The organism is Pseudomonas sp. UBA6562 (genome assembly GCF_002434265.1).
Taxonomy (GTDB): domain Bacteria; phylum Pseudomonadota; class Gammaproteobacteria; order Pseudomonadales; family Pseudomonadaceae; genus Aquipseudomonas.
On the sequence record NZ_DJJS01000008.1, the window covers coordinates 330,391 to 344,312 of the forward strand.

The window sequence follows — 13,922 nt, forward strand, 5'->3', positions numbered from 1 at the left end:
CACTTTGCCTAGCCTTGACCGCGTCAGATCCTTGAAAACACTGGGATGTACACTGCCCGGTGGGTTGCCGCCCGGGTCCGTTCAAAGTGTTAAGATACGCGCACTCAACGACCCTTAATTGTGCAAAGACGTATCGCGAGACCGTCGTGGTACGCGCGAGCTATTGGTTTTCGATTCTTCCAGCAACGATTCAGTGATCCCCCTGACCATGCCTTCATGCGTGAAGCTCCGTCGATATCTCCCTACGCGCGCAACGCTCCTGCGCTGGTCGTCCGGCCTGTCGTGCGGCGTCCCGCTGGTCGCGCAGCTGTGGTATTGGCAACAGGCCCTGCCGACGCCAGGCGAGTGGCTGGCGTTGCACCTGCTGGGTTTGCTGATGCTGCTCTGGCAGCTGCGTGAACACGGTAGATCGATCAATCTGCAACCTCAGGAACTGGCGCAACGCATGCTCAAGGTGCAGGAAAGCGAGCGCCAGCACCTGAGCCGGGAGCTGCACGACGACATCGGCCAACTGCTGACCGCCGCGAAACTGCAGGTCGAATGGTTGCAACGGCGGGTGCCCGGCGATCTCGCCTCCCATTGCAACACCGTGCGCAGCACGCTGGAACAGACCCTGACCAACGTGCGCGACCTCACCACCCTGCTCAACCCCCGTCAGCTCTCCAGCCTGGGCCTGGAGGCGAGCCTGCGCGCGCACCTGATGCGCACCCTGCAGCACAGTCCGGTGCGCTGGACCCTGCACTGCCCCCAACGTCTGGACGGCGTACCGGCGCCGTTGAGCATGGCGGCGTTCCGCATCACCCAGGAAGCGGTGACCAACCTCCTGCGCCATGCCCGGGCCGAAAACCTGCACGTCGAAGTGCGGCGCAACCAAACCGGCCTGCTGCTACGTATCGAGGACGACGGCGCGGGTTTCACTCCGGTGCCCGACCCGGTCCATGCCGGCCAACGCGGTCTGGCCGGCATGCACGAACGCGCCCTGGCCCTGCAAGGCAGCCTGGCGCTGGACAGCGAGCCTGGCCGCGGCACGCGCATCGAGGCCAAGCTGCCCTGGCCCACGCGCACCCACCCCCGTGCCAGGAGCCCGGCTGCCCATGACCTGTAGATTGCTGTTGGTCGACGACCACTCGCTGATCCGCGCCGGCGTGCGTGCGCTGATCGCCGATGTGCCGGGCTATCAGGTGGTGGGAGAAGCCGAAGACGGCGACCGCCTGCCCGAACTGGTGGCACGCTTGACGCCCGACATCGTGTTGCTCGACCTGTCGTTGCGCTCGACCAGCGGGCTCGATGCGCTGGCCCAGTTACGCGAGGCGCGCGCGTGCTGCCGGGTATTGATCCTGTCCATGCACACCGATCCCGAAACCATCATGCGCGCCCTGGAAACCGGCGCCCACGGCTACTTGCTCAAGGACACCACCGCCACCGAACTGGAACAAGCCCTAGGTGCCCTGCGCGACGGCGAGCGCTACCTCAGCCCGGCCATCGCCCATGCCGTGATCGACCAGGCATTGCAACGTGGCCAGGCCACCTGCGAGCGACACAACCTCACGGCACGACAGTTGGAAATCCTGCGCTTGATCGTGCGCGGCAAGTCCACGCGGGAAATCGCCAACGGCCTGGGCCTGTCGATCAAGACCGTGGAAACCCATCGCTCGCACATCATGAAACGCCTGCAGATCTACGACGTGGCGGGACTGGTGTTGTACGCCGTGCGCGAGAAGATCATCACCCTCGATGACTGAGCAAGGGCGAATCGGCCGGCAAGTGCACGCGCAGCGCGCCGGGGCAGGCCTCGAAGCGCAGGCTCTCGCCCTGCATCGGCTCGCCGTCGAGGTTGATGTTCAAGCCCTTGGCGCTCTTGATCTCGACCCACGGCAGACGGGTGCGCACGAACAAACCATCGCCCCCCCACAGATCGCGCAGTGCGCCGACCACATCCTGCGGCGCGGGTAGCACACCGACATCGAGCAGACCATCGTCGACCAGGGCTTCGGGACACAGTTCATGGCCACCGCCGGCTTGTCGACCGTTACCGATGCCCAGCGCCAGCAGGTCACCCTGCCAATGGAAATCCGGGCCTACCAGCTCCACCGAAGCGGCTTGCAGTTCGCTGAAGCGGGTCAGGCCGGTGAACAGATAGGCCGCACCGCCCAGGACTTTCTTCAGGTCTTCGGACGTATTGGCCGTCACTTGGCTGCCGAAGCCGCCGGTCGCCATATTGAGAAACCATTGGTCGCCGACCTTGCCCAGATCGATCGGCTGCGCCGGTTGGTCCAGCAGCGCCAGCGCCTGCGCGGGCTCCAGCGGAATGCCGGCGGCCTTGGCGAAGTCATTGGCCGTACCCAAGGGCAACAGCACGAGGCTGGCCTGGGTACCGGCCCGGCCCATGGCCTCGGCGATATCGCGCAGCGTACCGTCGCCACCTCCGGCGATCACCGTGCCGTAGCCGGCCTGCAACGCCTCATCGACCAAACGCGCCGCATCGCCGCCTTCCCAGGTCAGGCGCACGTCCAAGGTCCAGCCGCGCTCGCGGCACTGGCCTACGGCCGTGCGCACGTCTTCGTTCATGGCTTGCTTGCCATGCAAAACCAGCATTGCCTTGCGCTGCTGCATTGCGATTCTCCGACGGATAAGTGCCTGGCAATCTCGACACTTGGGAAGGTCGGAATGCTGCAAACAGGCTGCTGCAAATGCGAAAAAACGGACCGAGGGCGAACCGGCCGGGCACCTGGCACGCCACACGCGCCGGGTTGCCCGCCAGTCAGGTCAGTCCAGCAGTTCGCTGAAGGGAATGAACGGCACCCGGTCGCCGACCTGCGGCGTTGTGCCTTCGCGCACCTCGACCACGCCATCGGCCCAGGCGGCACTGCGCAATACGCCCGAGCTCTGGTTCTTGTAGAGGTGCACCGCACCGTCCTGGATGCGCGCGCGCAGGTACTCGCGGCGGCTGCCGGCCTTGGGCCAGTCGAAGCCTGCCGGCACCTCGAAGCGTAATGGCGCGACCTTGCCGACCCCCAGTCGACGCAGCAGGTAGGGCCGCGCCAACAGGCCGAAGGTGACCAGGGTCGAAGCCGGGTTGCCCGGCAGGCCGATCACCGGTACGCCGCGAAAATGCCCGAAGGTCAGCGGCTTGCCCGGCTTGATCGCCAGTTTCCACAACGCCAGTTGCCCAGCCTCGCGCAGCGCCATGCCCAGGTAGTCGGCTTCGCCCACCGAGACGCCGCCCGTGGACAGGATCAGGTCCACATCGCCCAACCCCGCCAGGCACTGCCGGGTCAGCTCGAGGTCGTCGGCGAGGATGCCGGCATCGATCACCTCGCAGCCCATGCGCTGCAACCAGCTCACCAGCAGGCGCCGATTGCTGTTGTAGATCTGCCCGGGGCCGAGCGGCTGTCCAGGCTCGACCAACTCGTCGCCGGTCGACAGCACCGCTACCCGCGCCCGCCGTACCACCGTCAAATGGCCGTGCCCGAGGGTCGCGGCCAGCCCCAGCTCGATCGGCCCCAGCCGCGTGCCGGCCGCCAGCACCTGTTCGCCGACGCGGGTCTCCTGGCCTTGCGGGCGCACGTTCTGTTCGACGCGCAGGGGTTGCAGGAAGTGCACTCTGCCATCGGCCAGCACCTCGACGTTCTCTTGCATCTCCACACAGTCGGCCCCGGCCGGCAACGGCGCGCCGGTGAAGATCCGCGCGCAAGTGCCAGGCGTCAACGCTTCGGGAGCATGGCCGGCGAAGATCCGCTGGCTCACACCTAGCGGTTCGCCCTGCCAGTCGGCCAGGCACAAGGCATAGCCGTCCATGGCGCTGTTGGGCCATGGCGGCAGGTCGAGGCCGGCGATCAGGTCCTCGGCCAGCACGCGGCCTTCGGCCTCGGCCAGCGGCACCCGTTCGCGGTCCTGGATCGGCGCACGGTCGGCCAGCGCCAGCAGCTGGGCAAGGGCCTCTTCCACCGGCATCAGCGGCCGGAGCGCCATGGCCTCAGCCACGGCTTTCACAGGGCGCGGCCTGTTTCAGGTGGGTGACGAAGTTGCAGGGCCGATGACGGGCGTCGAGCTGCTCGGCGAGGATACCGTCCCAGCCGGTGCGCACCGCATTGGTCGAGCCCGGCAGGCAGCACACCAGCGTGCCGTTGGCCAGCCCCGCCAGGGCGCGCGACTGCACGGTGGAAGTACCGATGTCGGGCACCGAGATCTGCCGGAACAGCTCACCGAAGCCGTCGACCTGTTTGTCCAGCAGGCAGGCGACCGCTTCGGGGGTGCTGTCGCGGCCGGTGAAACCGGTGCCGCCGGTGATCAGCACCACTTGCACGGTGTCGTCGGCGATCCAGGTCGCGACTTGGGCGCGGATCTTGTACAGGTCGTCCTTGAGCAGCACGCGGGCGGCCAGGCGATGCCCGGCGGCGCCGAGGCGGTCGACGAACGTCTGGCCGGAGGTGTCGGTATCGAGGGTACGGGTGTCGCTGACCGTCAGCACGGCGATGTTCAGCGGCACGAACGGGGTATCTGCCTTGGCTTTCATGGGAGTCCGTCACAGGGGAAACGTTGCTGGCCGTTATATCACAGCGTCGCCGACAGACCATGCGCGGGCAGCGACACTGGCGGTCTTGCACCAGCTGTGCTCGACTGTCGAGGAACTTGCGCAGACCTCGTGCGTCTGACGCACATCAAGCATCCCCACATTGGAGAAACAAGATGATCAAGCGGACCCTTCCTGCCTTTTTGCTGGCCCTGGGCATGGGCGCACTGGCCGGCTGCGCGTCGCCCAGCGTGATTACCCTCAATGACGGCCGTGAAATCCAATCGGTCGACACGCCGTCGTACGACGAAGACTCCGGCTTCTACGAATTCGAGCAGCTCGACGGCAAGCGCACCCGTCTGAACAAAGACCAGGTCCGCACCGTCAAGGAGCTGTGACCGAGTCGCCTTCTTGCCCAACAGCCGTTGCACGACAAGGGCTTGCAGGCAAAAAGACGATGCAGTAGCATTTTGGCCATCGGAGTGTAGCGCAGCCAGGTAGCGCGTCTCGTTCGGGACGAGAAGGCCGCAGGTTCGAATCCTGTCTCTCCGACCAGCTCCCGAAAAACCCGCCTTGTGCGGGTTTTTTCTTGCCTGCTATTCGCTGGGCGGGTTGAACTGCAGCTCGGCCAGGCGTGCGTACAGCGGGCTGCTATCGAGCAGCTGCCGATGCGTGCCGCTAGCCACCACCCTGCCCTTGTCCATCACCACGATGCGATCGGCATGCTGCACCGTCGCCAGACGGTGGGCGATCACCAGTGTGGTGCGCCCGCTCAGCAGCTGCGGCAACGCTTGCTGAATCAGGTGCTCGCTTTGTGCATCCAGTGCGCTGGTGGCCTCGTCGAGCAACAGGATTGGCGCATCCACCAAAAGCGCGCGGGCGATCGCCAAGCGTTGCCGCTGACCGCCCGACAAACCGATGCCACCTTCGCCCAGCAGGGTCTGGTAGCCCTGCGGCAGTTGCTCGATGAAATCGTGGGCATGGGCACTGCGCGCGGCACGCTCGACCTCGGCGAAGCTGGCCTCGGGGCGGCCATAGCGCAGGTTGGCCTCGATGCTGCCGCGAAACAGCGCCGGATGCTGCGCCACCAAGGCGAACTGGGCGCGCAGCACGTCGGGGTCGAGACCGTCGATGGTCTGGCCGTCGATGAGGATGCGCCCCTGCTGCGGGTCGTAGAAGCGCAGCAACAGGTCGAACAAGGTCGACTTGCCGGCGCCCGAAGGCCCGACCAGGGCCAGGGTCTGGCCGGGCTCGATGCGCAGGTCGAGCTGTTCGATCGCCGGGTGGTCGGGGCGGCTGGGGTAGGCGAAACGCAGCCCTTGCAGCTCGATCAGCCCGCGGCTTCTGCCCAGCGCGGCAGGAGCGCTCGGCGCCACGATGGCGGGAGGCGCCGCCAGCAATTCGGCGATCCGCTGCGCCGCCCCCGCCGCGCGCTGCAACTCGCCGAGCACCTCGCTGATGGTGCCCAGCGACCCGCCGACGATCAGGCTGTAGAACACGAAAGCCGCCAGTTCGCCGGCCGAGATGCGCCCGGCGATCACGTCCATGCCGCCCACCCAGAGCATCACACCTACCGCGCCGAGCACCAGCACGATCACCAGGGTGATCAACCAGGCACGCTGGGCGATACGCCGACGCGCCACGTCGAACGCCGCCTCCACGGTCTCGGCGAAGGCGTCGCGGTCATGGCGCTGGTGGTTGTAGGCCTGCACAGTCTTGATCTGGCCCAAGGTCTCGGCCACGTAGCTGCCGACATCGGCGATACGGTCCTGGCTCTGCCGCGACAGGCTGCGCGCCCGTCGGCCCAGCAACAGGATCGGCGCCAGCACGATGGGCAACGCGATCACCACGATGCTGGTGAGTTTGGCGTTGGTGACGAACAACAGCACCACCCCGCCCGCCACCATCAGCACGTTGCGCAGGAACATCGACAGCGACGAGCCGATCACCGCTTGCAGCAAGGTGGTGTCGGCGGTCAGGCGCGACTGGATTTCCGAGCTGCGGTTGTCTTCGAAAAAACCGGGGTGCAAGGTCAGCAAATGGTCGAACACCGCGCGGCGCAGGTCGGCCACGCAGCGCTCGCCGATCCAGGACACCAGGTAGAAACGGCTGAACGTGCCCGCCGCCAGGGCCAGCACCAGCAGCAGGAACAGCCCTAGGGTCTGGTTGAGCTGATGGGTCGAACCCGTCATGAAGCCATGGTCGACCAGCAGGCGAATGCCCTGGCCCATCGACAGCGTCACCAAGGCCGTGACCACCAGCGCCAGCAGGGCCAGCAGCCCACGCTTGCGATAGGGGTGGAGAAATTGCCAGGCCAGGCTCAGGGCATGGCGATGCGGTATGGAAGCGGGCTTGGGCATGGACGGGTCCGGTGGGCACGAAAGAGTCGCAGCCTATCATTCATGCCCGTATGGAGCCGGCCGCTTGGGCAGGTTTCACACGCGCACCCTCAGATCCACGCCCCGGCGTACACGTCTGGAGGTATACCCATTCGATATAAAGGGACACTGGCATCGCGCCCGATTTTCTGGTGGACTGGTGGCCTTGCGACGTCAGTGCCTTCCACCAAGGGCCAACGCTCGCCCTCGACCTTGAATGAATATTTCGAACAGGAGACAGGACATGAGCTTGCAGCACACCCAGCCTTCGCCAAAAACCCATACCCAGGGTCTCCAACAGCCTTGCGGCTCGATCCTCGATGCCCAAGGGCGCGAAGTCCCGATTACCGAAGACATGATCCAGCAGGCGTGCCAGCGCCTCGAAGAAAGCCGCGCCGACCGAGCCTATCGGGATCGGGACTAGCTTTCAGGGCCGCTGCGGCGGCTCATTGCGGGTGTGCCGAAACATCGGCCACCCGCAACCCCCTTCTCAAATCAGCACTGCCCCCAACGCATTCACCACCTGCGCCAACTGCGGCGCCTCCCCGCGAATCTTCACCTGCAACCCTTCGATCTCGCGCCGCGCGGGGTAGCGCTTGCGCAACGCATCGAACGCGGTCCCCTGCTGCTGCGGGTCGTCGCTCAGGCTGCGGCGGAAATCGGCATCGTCACGGCGCGGGTCGTACACGGCCCGGCACAGCGTGGCCAAGGCCCAGTCCGGCTCGCAGCTGGCGTCGAGTTCGATCTGCGCCAATGGCGCCGGTGGCAACAGGTCGGCCAATCGCACCTGCGGCGCCGAGCCTTGCCATTCACACAGTGCCTGATAGATCTGCGCGGTGCCGCGCTGACGGCCGTCGAGGCTATAGCCGGCGATGTGCGGCGTGGCCAGGGTGCAGACGTCGGCCAGGTCGACATCCACCTGCGGCTCGCCTTCCCAGACGTCGAGCACCGCGTGCAGGTCGTCGCGCGCCAGCAGGCACTCGCGCAAGGCCTGGTTGTCCACCACGGCGCCGCGGCTGGCATTGATCAGCCAGGCGCCCGGACGCAGCCGCGCCAGCCGCTGGGTGTCGAATAGGTGCCAGGTCGGCTGCTCACCCTCACGCTGCAGCGGCGTGTGCACGCTGAGCACGTCGCATCGATCGAGCAACGTGTCGAGGCTGACGAAATCGCCCCCTTCGGCGGCCTGGCGCGGCGGATCGCACACCAGCACCTGCCAGCCCAGGCCACGCAGTACGCGTACCAGACGCCCGCCCACCTCGCCAGCGCCGACCACGCCATAGACCCGCTCGGCCAGGCGCGCACCGTCGAGTTCGGCCAGGGTCAGCAGGCTGCCCAGCACGTAGTCGACCACACCGCGGGCATTGCAGCCCGGTGCGCTGCGCCAACGGATACCGGCTTCGTCCAAGTAGTCGAGTTGCAAATGGTCGGTGCCGATGGTGCAGGTGCCGACGAAGCGCACCCGGCTGCCTTCGAGCAGCTGCCGGTCGACCCGGGTCACCGAACGTACCAGCAGCACATCGGCGTCCTTGACGCAGGCCGCGTCGATGGCCCGGCCGGGGTAACGGCGGATCTCGCCGAACCCGGCGAAGAACGCATCGAGCAAGGGAATGTTTTCGTCGGCAACTATCAGCATGGCGCGCTCCTTATCGGGGAGCGCAGTGTAGGCGCTCTGCGGGAGCGCTTCCAGCGCGGCTCAGTCGGCCTTCTTGCGAATCCAGTACAGGTAGGTGCCGGCCTGCTCCTGCTGCTCGACCAGCTCATGGCCGAGGAAGACACAGAACTTGGGGATGTCGCGGCGCGTCGAGGGGTCGGTGGCGATGACCTTGAGCAGGCCGCCGGCGGCCAGGTCGCGCACGTGCTGGTGCAGCATCATCACCGGTTCCGGGCAGTTCAGGCCGGTGGCGTCGAGCACCGCGTCGGGGGTGAAATCGGTCATGTCAGGCTCCAGAAGATTGAATCGGTTCGACCGCTCAACGCGGCGCAAGGTCCAGCCGGCGCAGATGGCAGGTGACTTCTTCGCGGTCGTGGTACAGCTGCTTGCAGGCGATCGACACGCGTACCTTGCGCGCCTTGAACGTCGCCTCCATGCGCTCGAGCAAGCGGCGCACCTCGGGGTAGCGCTGTTTCATCGGCAGCTTGAGGTTGACCACCGCCTCGCGGCACAGCCCCTCGCCCAGCCAGGTTTCGATCAGCGCCGTGCTGCGCGCCGGTTTCTCGACGATGTCGCAGACCATCCAGTCGACCCGCTGCTTGGGCTTCCAGGTGAAGCCGTCGGCCATCAGGTGCTGCACCAGGCCGGTGTCCATCAGGCTTTCGGCCATCGGGCCGTTGTCGATGGCGGTGACCAGCATGCCGCGCTTGACCAGCTGATAGGTCCAACCGCCCGGCGAGGCACCCAGATCGACACCGGTCATGTCGTCGCCCAGGCGTGCCTCCCATTGCTCGCGAGGGATGAACTGGTGCCAGGCCTCTTCGAGCTTGAGCGTCGAGCGGCTCGGCGCCTCGCGGGGGAATTTCAGACGCGGGATGCCCATCGGCCACATCGCCGAATCGTCCTGGGCGGCGCTGCCGACGAACACCTGGCGGCCACTGATGAAGGTCAGCAGCAGACGCGGGCGGCTGCGATCCTCGACCAGCCGTCCGGCGTTTTCCAGGGCCTTGCGCAGCGGGCCTTCGAAGCGCTTGCAGAAGGTCGACAGCTCTTTACCGTCGTTGCTGTCGAGCACCTCCAGCCACAGGCTGCCGAACACCGGCAGTGCGCGCAGGTGTTCGAGCAACACGCTGATGCGGTCGGTTTCCGGGAGGTCGAGGAACTGACCGCGCGCCCATTGGCGCGGGAAGATCAGCTGGTCGAAGCGTAGGCCTTGCATCAGCCGTTCGCTGCCGCCCTCCTCGGTGCAGACGAATTCCGCGCAGGCGCTCTGCGGCTTGGCCTTGGCGTAGCCCGGCACGCCCAGGCGCGCAGCGTGCTCGCTGATTTCGGCGCAGACCTCGCCCTCGAAGCCGGGCCGGCAATGCATGAACAGGGTACTCATTTCTCACTCCACGACGGTGGCGCGCAACGCGCCAGCCTTGATCCGGCGCCAGGCGGGCGGCGGCAAGGCGGCGAATGATAAAGGAAGATCGAACCAGCGACACGCCTCGCCGGTCCAGAAGAAGGTCAGGCCGGCGTTGACCGGCCATACATTCGAGCCAGGCCCGTGCCGTGCGGGCCGTCACATCGAGGTGACATCGGCAACCTTCGCGATTGCCGGGCACCGGCGCAGAAGGAGTTGGCAATGCCCTCGCTTGATAGCCTGAACACCCTCAAGACCCTCGACATCGCAGGCAAGGTCTACCATTACCACAGCCTGCCGGAAGCGGCGAAAAGCCTGGGCGACCTGCAAACGCTGCCCATGTCGCTCAAGGTGCTGCTGGAGAACCTGCTGCGCTGGGAAGATGGCGAGACCGTCACCCGCGACGACCTCGGCGCCCTGGCCCAGTGGCTCGAAGCGCGCCGCTCCGACCGCGAAATCCAGTACCGCCCCGCCCGCGTGCTGATGCAGGACTTCACCGGCGTACCGGCGGTGGTCGACCTCGCCGCCATGCGCGCCGCCGTGGCCAAGACCGGGGGCGATCCGCAGCGGATCAACCCGCTGTCGCCAGTGGACCTGGTCATCGACCACTCGGTGATGGTCGACCACTACGCCACGCCGCATGCCTTCGAAGAAAACGTCGACATCGAGATGGAACGTAATGGCGAGCGCTACGCTTTTCTGCGCTGGGGCCAGGACGCCTTCGCCAACTTCAGCGTGGTGCCGCCGGGCACCGGCATCTGCCACCAGGTCAACCTGGAGTACCTGGGCCGCACGGTCTGGACCCGCGAAGAAGACGGCCGTACCTACGCCTTCCCCGACACCCTGGTCGGCACCGACTCGCACACCACCATGATCAACGGCCTGGGCGTGCTGGGCTGGGGCGTGGGCGGCATCGAAGCCGAAGCGGCCATGCTCGGCCAGCCGGTGTCGATGCTGATTCCCGAAGTGGTCGGCTTCAAGTTGACCGGCAAGCTGCGCGAGGGCATCACCGCCACCGACCTGGTGCTGACCGTGACGCAGATGTTGCGCAAGCACGGCGTGGTGGGCAAGTTCGTCGAATTCTACGGCGACGGTCTGGCCCAGTTGCCCTTGGCCGACCGCGCCACCCTGGCCAACATGGCACCCGAATACGGCGCCACGTGCGGTTTCTTCCCGGTCGACGACGTTACCCTCGACTACCTGCGCCTGTCCGGCCGCCCCAGCGAAACCGTGGCGCTGGTCGAGCAGTACTGCAAAGCCCAGGGCCTGTGGCGCGAACCGGGTCAGGAACCGGTGTTCACCGACAGCCTGGCGTTGGACATGCGCGACGTCGGCGCCAGCCTCGCCGGCCCCAAGCGCCCACAGGACCGCGTGCCGCTTGAAGAGGTGAGCAAGACCTTCGATGGTTTCCTCGACCTGCAACCCAAGACGCCGGGCAAGGAAGTCGGCCGTCTGGAAAGCGAAGGCGGCGGCGGTGTGGCGGTCGGCAACGCCGATCAGAAGGGCACTTACGACGACGGCTCGAACGCCTCGCGTCCGCTGCGCGATGGCGCCGTGGTGATCGCCGCCATCACCTCCTGCACCAACACCTCCAACCCCAGTGTGATGATGGCGGCCGGCCTGGTGGCGAAAAAAGCCGTCGAGCATGGGTTGACGCGCAAGCCTTGGGTCAAGAGTTCGTTGGCGCCGGGTTCGAAAGTGGTCACCGAGTACTTCCAGGCGGCGGGCCTCACGCCTTACCTGGACGAGCTGGGCTTCGACCTGGTCGGGTATGGCTGCACCACCTGCATCGGCAACTCCGGCCCGCTCAATGAAGACATCGAAACCGCCATCAGCGCCAACGACCTCACCGTCGCCTCGGTGCTGTCGGGCAACCGCAACTTCGAAGGCCGCGTGCACCCCTTGGTGAAAACCAACTGGCTGGCCTCCCCGCCCCTGGTGGTCGCCTATGCCCTGGCCGGCAGTGTGCGCGTGGACCTGTCGCGCGATGCCTTGGGCACCGGCAAGGACGGCAAGCCCGTGTACCTCAAGGACATCTGGCCCAGCCAGCAGGAAATCGCCGACGCGGTGGCCAAGGTCAGCACCGAGATGTTCCACAAGGAATATGCCGATGTGTTCAAGGGCGACGCGCAGTGGCAGGCCATCGAAGTGCCCAAGGCCGCGACCTACGTGTGGGACGATGCCTCGACCTACATCCAGCACCCGCCTTTCTTCGAAGGCATCGGCGGCCCGCTGCCGACCATCGAGGACATCCACGGCGCCAACATCCTCGCGCTGCTGGGCGACTCGGTGACCACCGACCACATCTCTCCGGCCGGCAACATCAAGGCCGACAGCCCCGCCGGCCGCTACCTGCGCGACAAGGGCGTCGAACCACGCGACTTCAACTCCTACGGTTCACGCCGCGGCAACCACGAAGTGATGATGCGCGGTACCTTCGCCAACATCCGCATCCGCAACGAAATGCTGGGTGGCGAGGAAGGTGGCAACACGGTGTACGTGCCGAGCGGTGAAAAGCTGTCGATCTACGACGCGGCCATGCGTTATCAGGCGGCAGGCACGCCGTTGGTGGTGATCGCCGGCAAGGAATACGGCACCGGCTCCAGCCGCGACTGGGCGGCTAAAGGCACCAACCTGCTGGGCGTCAAAGCCGTGCTGGCGCAGAGTTTTGAACGCATCCACCGCTCCAATCTGGTGGGCATGGGCGTGCTGCCATTGCAGTTCAAGGACGGCGACGACCGCAAGAGCCTGGGCTTGACCGGGCGTGAGCAAATCGATGTGGTCGGCTTGACCGACGCGAAAATCCGCCCGGCGATGCCGCTGACGCTGCGCATCACGCGCGAGGACGGGCAAACGCAGGAGCTGGAGGTGCTGTGCCGGATCGATACGCTCAATGAAGTGGAGTACTTCAAAGCGGGTGGGATCTTGCATTATGTGTTGCGGCAGTTGATCGCCTCGTAAATCGACATCAATGTAGGCATTGCTGTACACGAGGCTCAATCGGCCTTACCCACGAAAAACGCTTGGTGCCTAGCACCAAGCGTTTTTTTGCGTCCATGGCGCTCTGATCTCGCGACGCTATTCCGAGCTTTTTATCCGGGCGCCTCAAGCGCCCGCTAACGCCCGAAGTGCTGCCGACGCCAGAAAACCGGATCGGCTTTTCTGCTCGGGATGGTTGGCGACATAAGCATCGATCCGTTGAAGCAGATGCTCAGGCAGCGTTGCGTTGAAGCGAACCTATTTTCCAAGATAGGGCGTGATATCGAAATCGACGACAGCCCACACACCGCCTTCATAGTCCGGGTTGTTCAAATGGTTGTCGATGGGCTGGCTATGAGGCAACGGATCACCGTCGGCCAACGCCCCCTCACAATAAAGGGCAAGGGCTTCAAGCACATTGTCCAGTGCCTCTTCAACCGATGCCCCACCGCTGAAACAGCCAGGGGCGTCTGGCACGGTCACGCCGTAATCGGAGTCTGAGTCCTTATGGATAACGACCGGAAATTTCATGGATTCCTCCTGATGGAGAGAGCCGAGAGTACGAAGAACGCCCGACCTTACAATGTCTGTTATCGAGCTCATCTGAGGCCGGCAGTTTTAAGCATGTTGTTGAGCGTACCTTTTGGCAGTTGCACCTTTGGGTGCGGCACTACCACCTTTCCTGGCTTGGACGGATGCTTGAAATAATGATGGCTGCCCCTTACACCGATCTCGATCCATCCATCTGCCTCAATAAGTGATATGACCTCTCTACTGCGCATGTGCTCTGCTCACGACTTTTATGTGTATGGTACACACAGCCGTGACAGCCTGCTATTTTGCAAGAGTATCCATAAGTAACGATCCAAAAGCGAAGGTGGTGATGACATTTTTCAGGAAAGGCCAATCATCGAATGCGTGCGGGTGCCTTACTCAAGGTCCAAGCCGACTTGATCCACCGCAGTGAAGCAATCCGTAGATTGCATGGCTTACCCG

Annotated in this window: 13 protein-coding genes, 1 tRNA gene and 1 pseudogene; 6 read left to right on the forward strand and 9 right to left on the reverse strand. The window is 65.2% G+C overall.

Translation table 11 applies throughout. From position 1 onward, the window contains the following. The first annotated feature begins 208 nt into the window (after positions 1-208). Positions 209-1,105, forward strand: coding sequence for a sensor histidine kinase (locus B4M43_RS17175; protein WP_414707867.1), 897 nt, complete (start codon positions 209-211; stop codon positions 1,103-1,105). After that, positions 1,095-1,742 (forward strand): response regulator, encoded by a 648-nt coding sequence (locus tag B4M43_RS17180; protein WP_296268674.1) that lies wholly within the window; start codon positions 1,095-1,097, stop codon positions 1,740-1,742. Before B4M43_RS17175 ends, B4M43_RS17180 begins: the two co-directional genes overlap by 11 nt. Here the strand turns inward: B4M43_RS17180 and yegS are convergent. The 3 genes from yegS to moaB all read right to left on the reverse strand — a co-directional run bounded on the left by yegS (position 1,726) and on the right by moaB (position 4,516). Next, the gene (gene yegS / locus B4M43_RS17185) at positions 1,726-2,613 is read right to left on the reverse strand and encodes a lipid kinase YegS (RefSeq protein ID WP_296268675.1); all 888 of its coding nucleotides are present in this window, start codon (positions 2,611-2,613) and stop codon (positions 1,726-1,728) included. The genes B4M43_RS17180 and yegS overlap by 17 nt on opposite strands. Before the next feature lie 153 nt (positions 2,614-2,766). Beyond that, positions 2,767-3,972 carry a gephyrin-like molybdotransferase Glp gene (gene glp, locus B4M43_RS17190; protein ID WP_296269024.1) on the reverse strand — a complete coding sequence of 402 codons (1,206 nt, stop codon included), beginning with the start codon at positions 3,970-3,972 and terminating at the stop codon, positions 2,767-2,769. A 4-nt stretch (positions 3,973-3,976) separates the two neighbouring features. Beyond that, positions 3,977-4,516, reverse strand: coding sequence for a molybdenum cofactor biosynthesis protein B (moaB, locus tag B4M43_RS17195; RefSeq protein WP_296268676.1), 540 nt, complete (start codon positions 4,514-4,516; stop codon positions 3,977-3,979). Between the two features lie 173 nt (positions 4,517-4,689). Here moaB and B4M43_RS17200 point away from each other — a divergent pair, with 173 nt between their 5' ends. Both B4M43_RS17200 and B4M43_RS17205 read left to right on the forward strand, forming a co-directional pair. Beyond that, positions 4,690-4,911 carry a YgdI/YgdR family lipoprotein gene (locus B4M43_RS17200; protein WP_296268677.1) on the forward strand — a complete coding sequence of 74 codons (222 nt, stop codon included), beginning with the start codon at positions 4,690-4,692 and terminating at the stop codon, positions 4,909-4,911. Between the two features lie 80 nt (positions 4,912-4,991). Next, positions 4,992-5,068, forward strand: a tRNA-Pro gene (locus B4M43_RS17205). A gap of 41 nt (positions 5,069-5,109) precedes the next feature. Here the strand turns inward: B4M43_RS17205 and B4M43_RS17210 are convergent. Continuing rightward, positions 5,110-6,873, reverse strand: a complete 1,764-nt coding sequence (locus tag B4M43_RS17210) for an ABC transporter transmembrane domain-containing protein (protein WP_296268678.1) — start codon at positions 6,871-6,873, stop codon at positions 5,110-5,112. 262 nt (positions 6,874-7,135) lie between these two features. Between B4M43_RS17210 and B4M43_RS17215 the strand changes: the two genes are divergently transcribed. Beyond that, the gene (locus B4M43_RS17215) at positions 7,136-7,315 is read left to right on the forward strand and encodes a PA1571 family protein (RefSeq protein ID WP_296268679.1); all 180 of its coding nucleotides are present in this window, start codon (positions 7,136-7,138) and stop codon (positions 7,313-7,315) included. A 66-nt stretch (positions 7,316-7,381) separates the two neighbouring features. Here the strand turns inward: B4M43_RS17215 and pdxB are convergent, their stop codons facing one another. From pdxB to rlmM, 3 genes are read right to left on the reverse strand one after another with little or no spacing between them, the layout of a single operon-like run. Further along, entirely contained in the window at positions 7,382-8,524 is a 1,143-nt protein-coding gene (pdxB, locus tag B4M43_RS17220) for a 4-phosphoerythronate dehydrogenase PdxB (RefSeq protein ID WP_296268680.1), read from the reverse strand. A gap of 60 nt (positions 8,525-8,584) precedes the next feature. After that, positions 8,585-8,827 carry a sulfurtransferase TusA gene (gene tusA, locus B4M43_RS17225; protein ID WP_296268681.1) on the reverse strand — a complete coding sequence of 81 codons (243 nt, stop codon included), beginning with the start codon at positions 8,825-8,827 and terminating at the stop codon, positions 8,585-8,587. Positions 8,828-8,861: 34 nt separating this feature from the next. Next, a complete protein-coding gene (gene rlmM, locus B4M43_RS17230) occupies positions 8,862-9,926 on the reverse strand; it encodes a 23S rRNA (cytidine(2498)-2'-O)-methyltransferase RlmM (RefSeq protein ID WP_296268682.1) in 1,065 nt (354 codons plus the stop codon). Between the two features lie 243 nt (positions 9,927-10,169). Here rlmM and acnA point away from each other — a divergent pair, with 243 nt between their 5' ends. Next, complete coding sequence (gene acnA / locus B4M43_RS17235) at positions 10,170-12,908, forward strand: aconitate hydratase AcnA (RefSeq protein ID WP_296268683.1); 2,739 nt, start codon at positions 10,170-10,172, stop codon at positions 12,906-12,908. A gap of 144 nt (positions 12,909-13,052) precedes the next feature. Here acnA and B4M43_RS17240 read toward each other — a convergent pair. Further along, a pseudogene (locus B4M43_RS17240) lies at positions 13,053-13,457 on the reverse strand (type II toxin-antitoxin system HicB family antitoxin). A 68-nt stretch (positions 13,458-13,525) separates the two neighbouring features. After that, complete coding sequence (locus tag B4M43_RS17245; protein ID WP_296268684.1) at positions 13,526-13,708, reverse strand: type II toxin-antitoxin system HicA family toxin; 183 nt, start codon at positions 13,706-13,708, stop codon at positions 13,526-13,528. Positions 13,709-13,922 lie beyond the last annotated feature (214 nt).

What these genes read in the sequence shown, in the direction of transcription:
- acnA (WP_296268683.1), top strand. Translation starts at nt 10,170, where the DNA reads ATGCCCTCGCTTGATAGCCTGAACACCCTCAAGACCCTCGACATCGCA.
- B4M43_RS17200 (WP_296268677.1), top strand. Translation starts at nt 4,690, where the DNA reads ATGATCAAGCGGACCCTTCCTGCCTTTTTGCTGGCCCTGGGCATGGGC.
- B4M43_RS17215 (WP_296268679.1), top strand. Translation starts at nt 7,136, where the DNA reads ATGAGCTTGCAGCACACCCAGCCTTCGCCAAAAACCCATACCCAGGGT.
- moaB (WP_296268676.1), bottom strand. Translation starts at nt 4,516, where the DNA reads ATGAAAGCCAAGGCAGATACCCCGTTCGTGCCGCTGAACATCGCCGTG.
- B4M43_RS17245 (WP_296268684.1), bottom strand. Translation starts at nt 13,708, where the DNA reads ATGCGCAGTAGAGAGGTCATATCACTTATTGAGGCAGATGGATGGATC.
- glp (WP_296269024.1), bottom strand. Translation starts at nt 3,972, where the DNA reads ATGGCGCTCCGGCCGCTGATGCCGGTGGAAGAGGCCCTTGCCCAGCTG.
- pdxB (WP_296268680.1), bottom strand. Translation starts at nt 8,524, where the DNA reads ATGCTGATAGTTGCCGACGAAAACATTCCCTTGCTCGATGCGTTCTTC.
- tusA (WP_296268681.1), bottom strand. Translation starts at nt 8,827, where the DNA reads ATGACCGATTTCACCCCCGACGCGGTGCTCGACGCCACCGGCCTGAAC.
- rlmM (WP_296268682.1), bottom strand. Translation starts at nt 9,926, where the DNA reads ATGAGTACCCTGTTCATGCATTGCCGGCCCGGCTTCGAGGGCGAGGTC.
- B4M43_RS17180 (WP_296268674.1), top strand. Translation starts at nt 1,095, where the DNA reads ATGACCTGTAGATTGCTGTTGGTCGACGACCACTCGCTGATCCGCGCC.
- B4M43_RS17175 (WP_414707867.1), top strand. Translation starts at nt 209, where the DNA reads ATGCCTTCATGCGTGAAGCTCCGTCGATATCTCCCTACGCGCGCAACG.
- yegS (WP_296268675.1), bottom strand. Translation starts at nt 2,613, where the DNA reads ATGCAGCAGCGCAAGGCAATGCTGGTTTTGCATGGCAAGCAAGCCATG.
- B4M43_RS17210 (WP_296268678.1), bottom strand. Translation starts at nt 6,873, where the DNA reads ATGCCCAAGCCCGCTTCCATACCGCATCGCCATGCCCTGAGCCTGGCC.